The sequence below is a fragment of the Acinetobacter sp. ACNIH1 genome (assembly GCF_002934695.1).
Classification (GTDB): Bacteria; Pseudomonadota; Gammaproteobacteria; order Pseudomonadales; family Moraxellaceae; genus Acinetobacter; species Acinetobacter variabilis.
This window is the reverse complement of sequence record NZ_CP026420.1, coordinates 3,274,435-3,286,763: the sequence shown is the minus strand read 5'-3', so window position 1 is coordinate 3,286,763 and position 12,329 is coordinate 3,274,435. Positions and strand designations below refer to the sequence as shown.

The 12,329-nt window shown below is 44.7% G+C and carries 13 protein-coding genes; 8 read left to right on the top strand and 5 right to left on the bottom strand.

Going from position 1 to position 12,329, the window contains the following annotated elements:
- Positions 1-71 precede the first annotated feature (71 nt).
- The 5 genes from C3F22_RS15970 (at position 72) to C3F22_RS15950 (ending at position 3,492) form a co-directional block, all read left to right on the top strand.
- Positions 72-707, top strand: coding sequence for an NUDIX domain-containing protein (locus C3F22_RS15970; protein ID WP_104426962.1), 636 nt, complete (start codon positions 72-74; stop codon positions 705-707).
- The gene (locus C3F22_RS15965) at positions 704-1,516 is read left to right on the top strand and encodes a metallophosphoesterase (RefSeq protein WP_004787250.1); all 813 of its coding nucleotides are present in this window, start codon (positions 704-706) and stop codon (positions 1,514-1,516) included. Before C3F22_RS15970 ends, C3F22_RS15965 begins: the two co-directional genes overlap by 4 nt.
- A 208-nt stretch (positions 1,517-1,724) precedes the next feature.
- The gene (dksA, locus tag C3F22_RS15960) at positions 1,725-2,252 is read left to right on the top strand and encodes an RNA polymerase-binding protein DksA (protein WP_104426961.1); all 528 of its coding nucleotides are present in this window, start codon (positions 1,725-1,727) and stop codon (positions 2,250-2,252) included.
- A gap of 2 nt (positions 2,253-2,254) precedes the next feature.
- Positions 2,255-3,175, top strand: a complete 921-nt coding sequence (gluQRS, locus tag C3F22_RS15955) for a tRNA glutamyl-Q(34) synthetase GluQRS (RefSeq protein ID WP_104426960.1) — start codon at positions 2,255-2,257, stop codon at positions 3,173-3,175.
- 56 nt (positions 3,176-3,231) lie between these two features.
- On the top strand, positions 3,232-3,492 hold the full coding sequence (locus tag C3F22_RS15950) for a zinc ribbon domain-containing protein (RefSeq protein WP_104426959.1): 261 nt from the start codon (positions 3,232-3,234) through the stop codon (positions 3,490-3,492).
- Here C3F22_RS15950 and ftsW read toward each other — a convergent pair.
- The 5 genes from ftsW to C3F22_RS15925 all read right to left on the bottom strand — a co-directional run bounded on the left by ftsW (position 3,481) and on the right by C3F22_RS15925 (position 8,845).
- Positions 3,481-4,677, bottom strand: a complete 1,197-nt coding sequence (gene ftsW / locus C3F22_RS15945; RefSeq protein ID WP_004787257.1) for a putative lipid II flippase FtsW — start codon at positions 4,675-4,677, stop codon at positions 3,481-3,483. The two genes, C3F22_RS15950 and ftsW, sit on opposite strands and share 12 nt — an antisense overlap.
- Before the next feature lie 20 nt (positions 4,678-4,697).
- Positions 4,698-6,044, bottom strand: a complete 1,347-nt coding sequence (gene murD / locus C3F22_RS15940; protein WP_104426958.1) for a UDP-N-acetylmuramoyl-L-alanine--D-glutamate ligase — start codon at positions 6,042-6,044, stop codon at positions 4,698-4,700.
- Positions 6,045-6,422: 378 nt separating this feature from the next.
- Positions 6,423-6,674 (bottom strand): DUF6587 family protein, encoded by a 252-nt coding sequence (locus tag C3F22_RS15935; protein ID WP_034703404.1) that lies wholly within the window; start codon positions 6,672-6,674, stop codon positions 6,423-6,425.
- A 57-nt stretch (positions 6,675-6,731) separates the two neighbouring features.
- Positions 6,732-8,588, bottom strand: coding sequence for a ferrous iron transporter B (gene feoB, locus C3F22_RS15930; RefSeq protein ID WP_004787264.1), 1,857 nt, complete (start codon positions 8,586-8,588; stop codon positions 6,732-6,734).
- Positions 8,585-8,845 carry a FeoA family protein gene (locus C3F22_RS15925; RefSeq protein ID WP_004787267.1) on the bottom strand — a complete coding sequence of 87 codons (261 nt, stop codon included), beginning with the start codon at positions 8,843-8,845 and terminating at the stop codon, positions 8,585-8,587. Before C3F22_RS15925 ends, feoB begins: the two co-directional genes overlap by 4 nt.
- A gap of 176 nt (positions 8,846-9,021) precedes the next feature.
- Here C3F22_RS15925 and xerD point away from each other — a divergent pair, with 176 nt between their 5' ends.
- The 3 genes from xerD (at position 9,022) to C3F22_RS15910 (ending at position 12,283) form a co-directional block, all read left to right on the top strand.
- Positions 9,022-9,939, top strand: a complete 918-nt coding sequence (gene xerD, locus C3F22_RS15920) for a site-specific tyrosine recombinase XerD (RefSeq protein WP_104426957.1) — start codon at positions 9,022-9,024, stop codon at positions 9,937-9,939.
- Between the two features lie 99 nt (positions 9,940-10,038).
- Positions 10,039-10,851, top strand: a complete 813-nt coding sequence (locus C3F22_RS15915; RefSeq protein ID WP_034703409.1) for a DsbC family protein — start codon at positions 10,039-10,041, stop codon at positions 10,849-10,851.
- A 127-nt stretch (positions 10,852-10,978) separates the two neighbouring features.
- Positions 10,979-12,283, top strand: a complete 1,305-nt coding sequence (locus tag C3F22_RS15910) for a homoserine dehydrogenase (RefSeq protein WP_005233480.1) — start codon at positions 10,979-10,981, stop codon at positions 12,281-12,283.
- Positions 12,284-12,329: the final 46 nt, after the last annotated feature.

The following is a 12,329-nucleotide window of genomic DNA, read 5'->3' as shown; positions in this document are numbered from 1 at the left end:
AAAAAACAGTTGTTTTCATAAAAATCTCAGATAGGATGAAAAAAATAAGTTATTTCATCCTTTTCTGAGTTATGAATATTATTAAACAAGCCTCTTATAATAAAAAAGATTTTAGGATAGAGGCTCGTGAGTTTTTATATCGGGGATTTATTCAGGTGGAAAAAGTCACGTTACGTCACCGTGTCTTCCATCAGGAATCTTATACACCTGCATTGCAGCGTGAGCTCATCCATCGTCCTGAAGCCGCTGGGGTACTACTGTATAATGATCAGCAGCAAAAATTCGGCTTGATTGAACAGTTCCGTATTGGCGGGCTGGATGATCAGGATACGCCATGGCAACTAGAAGTCATTGCCGGTGTACTGGATGGCGATGAAACGCCTGAGACCTGTATTCGCCGCGAAGCTTTCGAAGAATCAGGCTGCACTGTTGATTCCTTGCAGCATCTTTTCAGCTTCTATCCGTCTGCCGGTGCCTGCTCGGAACTGTTTCATCTTTATGTCGCCCAGACTGAACTGCCTGAAGAAGGCGGTGTTTTTGGCATGCCGGATGAAGGGGAAAATATCCAGCTGCACATTCTGGATTATGCCGATATTCCGACCCTGCTGAGTAATGGTCGCCTCAGAAATGCGCCTGTGATTATGGCGCTACAATGGCTACAACAGCATCAACAAGCTGTCCCGTCAGGTTTAAGGGGGCAGACATGACATCGGAACAATTCAATCCTGCATCGCCACAAGAATGGACCATTATCCAGATTTCTGATACCCACTTGATGGATCAGCCCAATCTGGAATTCGCGAATATGAATCCTGAGCAGAGCTTCCATGAAGTCATGCAGCATATTCAGCACAATTTTCCAGAAATGGATGCCTTAGTACATACCGGTGATCTGGCACAGGTGCCGGTCGCAGAAACCTATACACGTTATTTAAAGTATGTTCAGTCTTGCCAGATACCCTATTATCAGATTCCGGGCAATCATGATGACATTAAGATCTTCCCTTTTTATCAGGATCGAGACCAGGCTCATGCGATTCATTTTGGCAGCTGGACCCTGATTTTACTGAATAGTGCAGTCCAGGATCGGATAGATGGTTGGGTAGAACAGGCTCAACTGCAACAGCTGGACCAATTATTGCTTGAATACCGAAATCAGCATGTGGTTGTGGCTTGCCATCATCATCCTTTTGCGATGAAGTCGCACTGGATTGACCAGCACCGACTGAAGAATGCTGAAGATCTGAAAGATGTACTGGCCCGGCACCAGAATGTGAAGCTGGTTCTGTTTGGTCATGTGCATCAGGATTCCTGCAATGAATGGCACGGTATCCAGTTTTTATCGACACCATCGACCAGCGTACAGTTCAAACCCAAGAGTGATGAATTCGCGCTAGACCAGGCGGCCCCGGGCTATCGTGTATTACATTTGAAACAAAATGGGGAGTTCGATACACATATCGAACGTGTGGCCTTAAGCCAGCAAAATATTAATACCGAAATTTCAGGTTATTAACTTTGCATTTTATTTTTTTTGAATTACTTTATTGCAACCAAAGGAAATGTGATATCTATAATCCAGACATCAAAGACTATCAAAAAGCATAAAAAGTCTATATGATGACGACCCCCGTAGGAGGATAATCTTTCTACAGGGTGGATAAAAATTGCATATCACCATATTTTTTGCGTATTACATACGCATATGATGAGGAATGCCCTAAATGGCGAATGACAACCAAAATCAAGTCTTAGACGAACAAACTGATGTTGTAGAGGAAAAACCTACAAAACGTGTGCGCAAATCTAAGCCGAAAACGACTGAGGGTGGTTCTACTGCTAGCTTATTTGGTATTGAACCTTATCAACCTAAAAAAAATGAAGAATACATGTCTGAAGGGCAGCTTGAACACTTCCGCCAAATTTTGATGGCATGGAAAGCTGAACTGATGTCAGAAGTTGATCGTACTTTAAATACGATGCAAGACGAAAACACTGCACTCCCTGATGTAAACGACCGTGCGACTCAGGAAGAAGAATTTGCCATCGAACTTCGTACTCGTGACCGTGAACGTAAACTGATCCGCAAAATCGAGCAATCTATCGAATCAATTAAAAATGATGACTACGGTTTCTGTGAAACTTGTGGTATCGAGATTGGTCTGCGCCGTCTGGAAGCACGTCCAACTGCAACGTTATGTATCGACTGCAAGACTTTGGCAGAGATCAAAGAGAAGCAAAATAACGGTTAAGTATGTCTTTAAGTAATCCCTCCCTGACCCTCCCTTTATCAAAGGGAGGGAAAGCTGAAGAGAATTACGTGGGCCGGTTCGCGCCATCGCCAACCGGCCCTTTGCATTTTGGTTCACTCATTACCACAGTCGCCAGCTACTGTGATGCCAAAGCCCATCAGGGGCGCTGGCTAGTCCGTATTGAAGATACCGACATCCCCCGAATTTATCCCAGTAGCGAAGAACATATTCTACGTGCCATGGATGCTTTTGAATTCGAGCCCGATGGTGAAATCATTTATCAGAAAGATCGTCTGGATATTTACGAAAATGTGATCCAGCAATTGCGTCAGCAGGGTCTGGTCTATGCCTGTCAATGTACCCGCAAAATGCTGGGTTCCAATCATATTTATCAGGACACCTGTCGTGACTTAGGTCTGACTTTTGAACATCAGGCGATTCGGGTCAAAGTCGAAGATGTTGAAATCTGTTTTGAAGACCGTCTACAAAGCCGACACTGCTCACAGCTGAAAAAAGACTTGGGCGATTTTGTCTTAAAACGTCGTGATGGCATCATAAATTATCAGCTGGCAGTCGTAGTCGATGACTATCTGCAAGGCATGACCCATGTAGTCCGTGGCGCAGACCTTTTGGACAACACGGAACGTCAGATTTACCTAGGTCAATTACTGGGTTATCCGCGTTTAAGCTATATGCATTTACCACTGGCAATGAATGATCAGGGCCAGAAACTGTCCAAGCAAAATCTGGCCCAGGCACTGGATCTTGATCAAGCTCCCCAGCTCTTGCAACAAGCACTTCAAGCCCTCTGTCAGGCGCCCGTAGAACTGGATCGCCCTGCTCGTATGCTCGAACAAGCCGTCGCACAATGGAATATTTCCCGTATTCCGCATACAACTGAGCTACAAGGTCACTATTTATAAAAACAGGTTTTCACTTAAGCTAAAAGCAATAACAAAGGCGAGTGAGAACCATAAAAATGTTTTTTATTTTTGGTGTAGGACCGAAAACCAAGGTCATTGAGAAAAGTCAGTTTCTTTGTCCAGTCTGCCGAACCCGTTCTGGATATGAACTAAAACAGCAACGTAATTATTTTTCTTTATTTTTTATTCCGCTGATTCCACTTTCTAAGGCAAAAAGTGCTTTTGTGCGTTGCCTGAATTGTGGAACTGTCATGCCGAGCACAGTACTTGACCATGCTCAGCCTGATCCACAGCACTCGTCTAATCTAGAAGCTTGATTCTTCCCGACTTGGATTAACTTGTTGAGTCGTCGAGTCAATTTTCAGAATCAAACTGATCATCACCGCACAGACAATTAGTGATGAACCACCATAACTAATAAATGGCAGGGTCAAACCTTTGGTTGGCAATAGGCCCATATTCATACCAGCGTTTACCAGAATCTGTAACAGGAAAATGATACTAATCCCATAAGCCAGATAACCTGCACGCAAGTACTGATGCTGCAAGGCACGATGCCCAATCCGGATACAGCAGACCATCACAGTAAAAGACAGAATCAGAATGGTAGAAATACCCAAGAAACCAAATTCCTCCCCTAAGATCGCCAACATAAAGTCAGTATGCGCTTCAGGTAAATATGACATTTTCTGGATACTGTGGCCTAGCCCTACTCCCGTCCATTCGCCACGACCAAAGGCCATCAAGGCATTGGAAAGCTGATAACCGGTACCAAGCGGATCTTCCCAAGGATTCGAGAATGACAGTAGACGTTGTAAACGATAAGGTTCCAGAGCAATCGCAGCAGCAAACGCACCCAATAAAGTAATAAAAGCGACACCGAACTGAATCCAGGGAGCACCAGCCAGGAAGAATACACCGAGCATGGTCAAGGTAATTACCACTGTTGCCCCTAAGTCAGGTTCAAGAATAATCAGGCCAACGGTTGCACCCATAATGGCACTTAATCGCACCAAGCCCTTGATATTATTCCGGACTTCTTCAGCACGACGCACGACATAGTCAGCGGTAAAAATCGCCATCATGACCTTGGCGACTTCAGAAGCCTGTAAGGTAAAACCGGCTACGCGGATCCAGCGCTTGGAACCGTTTACCTCAGTCCCGACAAAGAGTACAGCGACCAGCAAAACAATGGTAATAATCCATAAAAAGAAGGTGTTATTGAACCAGACTTTTAATGGAACTTTATAGGCTAAAAAGGCTGCACCTGCCGCAACCAGAATCGAGATTGCATGCCGGGTTACATAGTGGAAAGCATTTTCATGCATCCGTTCCGCATAAGGCATCGATGCCGAGGCCACCATGATCGAACCGATGCACAGCAAAGCCAGTACACAAAAAATCAGCACATTACGTGGATTAACTTCAGCAGGCAGCTTAGGTACCCACTGCTGATAAAATTGATTAATTTTATTGATCGCAGTCTGAGCAAACTCAGCCATATCACGAATCCTTGTTATTCTTAATTGAGTTCATTCACATAGGCCACAAACTTGCGACCACGTTCCGGATAACCGGAGAACATGTCAAAACTTGCACATGCAGGAGACAATAACACGACATCATGTGCCTGAGTGCGCTTCTGACAAATTTCTACTGCTTCCTGCAGGCTTTCCGCATGAATCAATTCAGTCGTACCAGCAATCGCTTCTTCAATAATTGGGTGGTCCACACCAATCAATACGGCTACTTTTGCATACTTAGATAATGAGTCACGTAAGGCAGTAAAATCCTGACCTTTACCCTGACCGCCAAGAATAATGGCAACTTTACCACCTTGAGCTTCGATTGCCATGCCCAAGCCATCAAGTGCTGCCAGTGTTGCACCAATATTGGTTCCTTTGGAGTCATTATAATAACGTACCCCATTGACTTCTTTAACAAATTCGCAGCGATGTTCCAAACCTTTGAAGGTTTTTAACGTATCCAGCATAACGTCCATTGGCAGGCCAATTGCTTCACCTAAAGCTAAGCAAGCCAAGGCATTCGCCACATTATGGGTACCTTGAATGTACATGCCGGAACTTTTGAGCAGACGTTCACGACCACGTGCCAGCCAGATTGTGCCATCCGTATCTTTGAGAATACCGTACTGGTTGATGTCCGGTGCATTCAAACCAAAGCTCTGCATCGGTGTTGCATCTGGAACCAGTGGACGGGTCAGTGAATCATCACGGTTAAACACCACTTTTTTCACGCCTTGGAAAATACGGTGTTTGGCGGTGTGATAACCCATCATGTCGCCATGACGATCCAGATGGTCTTCACTCATATTCAGAACAACAGCCACTTCAGCCTGCAAGTTTGATGTGGTTTCTAACTGGAAGCTCGACAACTCCAAAATATACAGTTCAGGATCATCTTTGGTCAGATCCAGTGCTGGACGACCAAGATTCCCCCCAACCGCCACTTTTTTACCCGCATTCGCTGCCATCAGACCGATTAAAGTAGTTACGGTACTTTTGGCATTGGAACCGGTAATCGCCACAATCGGCTTATCAGTCGCACGACGTAAAATCTGGATTTCACTTACCACAGGAATACCTTGATCTAGTACTGCCTGGATTTCAGGCAGTTTTGGATCGAGTCCCGGGCTGATGATAATTTCTTCGGCAGAGAGCAACAGATTCTGGTCAAACTTGCCAAAACTAGTCTGTACTTCCGCAGGAATCTGGTCATGTCCTGGTGGGGTAGCTCTTGAGTCCGTTACTGCAACGCGGTAGCCCTGGTCATGTAAGAAGTTGACCGCTGCAACACCTGAAATCCCGAGTCCTGCAACGACTTTTAATCCACCACGTTGTATTAACATTTTCGCCCCATTTTCTGGTCTATTTTAAAACTGACGAAATGGTAGCACTTTGCTGTTTTGAATGCTTTTTCTGTTTTGACTTTCTCTGGCATTTTTTGTGTCAGGGCGTAAAAAAATACCGTTAAATCTTCATCTTTAATCGGTTTAATAATTAATAAATTTTTATTGGAGCCATCATGGGAATAAAAGTTAAGACTATGCTAGCTATAACTTGAAAGGAAAATCAGATAACGCTTCCATTCATAATATAGAAAAATAGTGGATTCTTTTCACCTAGATAAATTAATAAGTTTTTAAAAAATAAAAAATTAGGGAGCTTATTTCTAAGCTCCCTACTCATTTGCATGCTCAGTTTTTATTCTTAAACAGAATGAAAGTTTACTTCCATTTCACTGCCTGAGCTTTAGGTTTTGTACTTGAGCTTTGTTCCGATGCCGGACAGGCACAGTTACCACCACAACCACTGGCCATAGCCGGTTTTAACCATTTCGCCAGCGTATGCCAGCCTTTGGCTGCACAGGTATCAGACAGCTTCTGGAAGACTGAGCGTGAGGTATTCGGAAATACCTTTTTAAATACCACGAGCGCACTCCAGACAACCAGTACCGCTACAATCAGAATTTCAATCATCTCAATCTCCCATTCACATGATCAGTCAGATCGAGCCGAGGTTTCCCTTCAGCCAGTTTAACCCAAATAATGTGATGCAATTTGATAAGTCAGGAATGACATGAAATATGCCAAACCAAACAGGTAGAAGGTCATAAAGCTGACCGTTTTCCATGAACCGGTTTCACGCTTCACAGTGGCTAAGGTCGCCAGACAATGTGGTGCATAAATAAACCAGACCAGTAGAGACAAGCCGGTCGCGATCGACCAGCCCAAATCACCGCCGCCACTAATCAGTGCCGCCAGACCCTCAGACATGGCATCTTCATCAACTGCAGACAAGGCATAAACCGTACCCAATGCTGCCACAACGACTTCACGCGCTGCCATCGCCGGAATCAGTGCAATACAGATCTGCCAGTTAAAGCCCAATGGGGCAAAAATAGGTTGCATTACATGGCCCAGCATCCCGGCAAAGGAATAATCGATATCCGGTAAAGTTGCACCTTCTGGTGGCTGCGGGAACGTACACAGGAACCATAGCAGAATAGATAATGCAAAGATGATGCCGCCGACACGCTTCAAGAAAATTTTGCCGCGATCCAATAGGCCAATCCAGACGTTTTTCACATCCGGGAAACGGTAACTTGGGAGCTCCATCAACAGCATGTGCTGAGACTTGTCCTTATGGAAAAATTTCAGAATAAAGGAAACAATCAAAGCACTCAGGATACCGGCCATATACAGACCAAATAACACCAGACCTTGTAGGTTCATGAAGCCCCACACGGTTTGCTCAGGAATGAAGGCTGCAATCAACAAGGCATATACTGGCAGACGTGCCGAACAGGTCATCAGTGGTGCCACAAATATCGTGGTCAGACGATCACGTGGGTCACTAATCGTTCTTGAAGCCATAATTCCCGGTACGGCACAGGCAAAGCTGGACAATAATGGAATAAAGGCTCGGCCCGAAAGACCTGCCTTAAACATCAATTTATCCAGCAGGAAGGCGGCACGTGGTAAATAGCCGGACTCTTCTAGTACCAGAATAAAGAAGAACAGAATCAGAATCTGCGGCAGAAAGACCACTACCCCACCCGCGCCGGCAATAATCCCGTCAACCACCAAGCTGTTTAATAAAGGATGAGCGATCAGTCCACCCATGTACTCGCCCAACCAGCCGAAGAAAGTTTCAATCCCATCCATGAATGGCGCAGCCCAAGCAAAGACCGCCTGAAACACCACAAACATCATAATGGCTAAGCTAAGCAGGCCCAATACCGGATGCAGGAATATCTTGTCCAGAAAATCAGTACGTTTATCTTCCTGATCGGCATAATTCACCACATCTTTCAGAATGCTGGCAATCTGATGATGGTGATCGCCACTCAAACCGCTGAGTTCAGTTTGCGGGGCAGAAAATTTGTTTTTATCCAGTGCATTTTTCAGGTTTTCAATGCCTGAAGTACGCACGGCTACTGTTTCAACCACCGGCACACCCAAGCGTTCAGACAGTTTCTGAGTATTAATCTGCATGCCACGACGGCGTGCTTCATCCATCATGTTCAGCACCACCAGCATTGGACGACCCAGCTGAATCATTTCCAGTACCAGTCCCAGATGCAGTTTTAGGTTGGTTGCATCTACAACGCACAGGAAAGTATCCTGCTGGCCTTCTTCTGCAATTTTACCCTGAACCACATTACGGGTAATTTCTTCGTCCGGGCTAGTCGCATCCAGACTATAAGTACCTGGCAGATCCAGTACACGTACCGGTTTGCCTGAAGGAAGCGTAAAATTCCCGACTTTACGTTCAACCGTAACCCCGGCATAGTTGCCGACTTTTTGACGGGATCCAGTTAAATGGTTGAATAAAGAAGTTTTACCGCAGTTTGGGTTACCGACAAGGGCAATACGTAAGGTATCACTCATGCCGCGGCTCCCTGTTCAATTTCAATCTTGGCCGCTTCCGATTTTCGTAAAGCAAAACGCGTAAACCCTACCTGAATAAGAATCGGATCCCCACCAAAAATACCTTTGGTAATGACTTGTACCTGAGTCCCTGGTACAAAACCTAAAGTTTCCAAGCGACTGGCCACAACATCGTGGGAAGCGCCTTTACCATCAGTAGTTCGATTAACTTTTCGAATGATGGCAGTTTGTTTTGCTTTCAAATCAGACAAACGCACCGTGAAAATTCCTAAGACTTTTGTACAGTATACAAACAAATGAGAATAATTAACAAATAAGTATTAATTACATTTCTTCTTGGCTGTATAGCACATCGACATGTCAATAAAATTAAACTAGAGTGGAGAATAGCAATCAGGCTTCTCGCTTTTAAAAATTATCTTCATTAAACATCATGCTGAATAACAAACCTCGCATTCCTAGTCCAGTTCAGATTCCTGAAGCTTTCAGTTACTTACAGGGTTTTCGTGATTATCTGATTGCCCAGACAGTGAGCCCTCATACCCGAAATGCCTATTTGTCTGATCTGATCCAGTGTGCTGAATGTCTGGTTAAACCTTTACCAGAATGGAACCATGATGATATTTCCGATGTGCTGATTGAACTGACCAAACAGCAAAAAAGTCCACGTTCAATTGCACGATGTTTGTCCGCCTTACGTTCTTTTTATAAATTCCTGCGGGAACAAAAACTGCGGAGTGACAATCCGGTCGCTGCCCATAAAACACCAAAACTGGGCCGTGCCCTGCCCAAAGACCTGTCTGAAGCTGATGTCGAAGCACTGATTCATGCACCTGATATTAATACTGCCCTTGGTTTACGTGATCGTGCCATGTTTGAAGTGCTTTATGCGTGCGGTTTACGGGTGACGGAACTGATTAATCTGCGTCTGGATCTGATTAATTTAAAACAGGGCTATTTGCGTATTGTCGGTAAAGGCAATAAAGAACGTCTGGTGCCGATGGGACAGATGGCCTGTGAATGGGTAGAAAAATATTTACAGGAAGCACGTCCGCAACTTTATAAGACAGCGACTGATTATCTGTTTCTCACCCAGCATGGTGGGATCATGAGCCGGCAGAATTTCTGGTATGCCATTAAACGCTACGCACTACAAGCCGGAATTCAGGCTGAACTGTCTCCACATACTTTGCGCCATGCCTTCGCCACGCATTTACTTAATCATGGCGCTGACTTACGGGTAGTACAAATGTTGCTAGGTCACAGTGATTTATCAACCACACAGATCTATACCCATGTGGCACAAGTTAGAATGCAGCAACTGCATGCAACCCATCATCCACGGGCTTAGGAGCTGATTTGAATAGAATAAACTGAGAAGTTTGACGTAGCTCTATCTTTTTTTGCTATGCTAATGCTCTGTTTTTAGTCCAAGAAAAAAAGGGTTATTATGACATTTGCCCGCACCAAAATTTTTATCGCTTGTCTGCTTGCTACCGGTCTGGGACTGAGCGCATGTTCCAATTCAAATAATTCAGATAAAAAGCAAGATACGCTTACAGCAAGTGCACCGGCAACGGGTGAAGCCTCTAACCTTAGCGAACGTAATGCACAGCAACGCCTGATTTCCACGCTAGAAGGTCATTTCAAAAAAGCCGGCATTAACGCAAAAATCACGGGTATTAAAACCACTGAAGTACCCAACATGTCTTGGGTCAGCCTGGAAGGTATGGCACCCGTCTATGTGACAAATGACGGTAAATATCTGATTCAGGGCGATGTCATTCGTCTTGGTGATAAAGAGCTGCACAATGTCAGTGAAACCCTGCAATCTGACGTGAACAAGAAAATCTTTGCAAACCTTAAAGCGGAAGACCTGCTGATTTATCCAGCCAAAGGCAAAACCAAGCATGTGATCTATGTCTTTACCGATGTCAGCTGTCCGTATTGTCACAAATTCCATGAACAGATGGATGAAATGAACAGCAAAGGCATCGAAGTACGCTATATTGCCTGGCCACGTGGCGAGCAGCATATGCCTGCCATGGAAGCCATCTGGTGTAATTCTGACCGTCGTGCAGCCTTCGATCAAGCCATTGCCGGTGGATCTATCACACCAACGACTTGTAAAAATCCTGTGAAAGATCAATATCAAATGGGTCTTAATATTGGTGTTAATGGTACCCCGGGTGTATACAGTTCTGAAGGACTTTATCTCGGTGGCTATATGAGCACATCAGAATTATTGGATCGACTTAAATAACTCATTTTAATTAGTTATTTAACTTTATTTTATAGATGAAGATATTCTGAAATGACCCTAGAGTCAGGCCGCTTTTTTAGCTATGATCTAGGCTCTCGTAAAAAACTGTTTATATTTGGAGTGTGACGTGAAACCAGTTCGTCTGGCAATCCTCGGTCTTGGTACTGTGGGTGGTGGTGCCCTTAAACTATTAAAAGAAAATGCTGCTGAGATTAAACGTCGCACCGGTCGTGAAATTCAAATTACCCATGTTGGTACGCGTCGCCCGCGTCCTGATCTGGATCTACCTGAATCAGTCAAACAAAGTGCAGATCTGCTCGATATCGTACGTCAACCTGATGTAGATGTGGTGGTTGAAGTCATGGGCGGTATTCACCCTGCTTATGAAGTGATTAAAGAAGCCATTCTGCATGGCAAACAGGTCGTAACTGCCAACAAGGCCCTATTGGCTGAACATGGAAATGAACTGTTCAAACTTGCCGATGACAACGCTGTGCAAATTGCTTACGAGGCAGCGGTAGCTGGCGGCATTCCAATTATTAAAGTGATGCGTGAAGGTCTGGCAGCCAACAAGATTGACTGGCTGGCTGGCATCATCAACGGTACAGGCAATTTTATCCTGACTGAAATGCGAGATAAAGGCCGTGCCTTTGCTGATGTACTGAAAGAAGCGCAAGAACTGGGTTATGCAGAAGCAGATCCAACCTTCGATGTAGAAGGCATCGATGCAGCACACAAACTGACATTACTGGCCTCTATTGCTTTTGGTATTCCGTTGCAGTTTGATAAAGTCTTTACTGAAGGCATTAGCAAAATTACTGCACAAGACGTGAAATATGCTGAAGACTTAGGCTTCCGTATCAAACACCTCGGTATTGCGCGTCGTGCTGAAACCGGTATTGAACTCCGTGTACACCCTACCCTGATTCCTGAAGAGCAATTGATCGCTAATGTGAATGGTGTGAAAAATGCAGTTCTGGTTCAGGCCAATGCGGTTGGTCCTACACTGTATTACGGTGCAGGTGCGGGTGCAGGTCCTACAGCTTCTGCAGTAGTCGCAGATGTCGTGGATATCGTACGTGATATTTCTTATACTGAAGATGGTGCTGGTACAATTCCGCAACTGGCTTTTGAAAGCTTAAGTGACCTGCCAATCCTGCCACGTGAAGAAATGACAACTGGATACTACATCCGGATCAATGCTGAAGATCAAACCGGAGTACTGGCTGAAGTAACCTCTATTTTAAGCCGTGAAGGCATCAGTATTGATGCGATTCTGCAGCAGTCACGTCTGAAAGATCTTATTCCTATCGTGATCCTGACTGATCCAGTCAAGGAAGCGAAAATGGATGAAGCGTTAAAACAAATTCAAGCTCTCCCTGTCATTCATGGCGAAATTGTACGAATTCGTTTAGAATCGCTTGATAATTAATCGGGTCGAGGGGACACTCTCCCCTTGCCAAGCTCTACACACAATT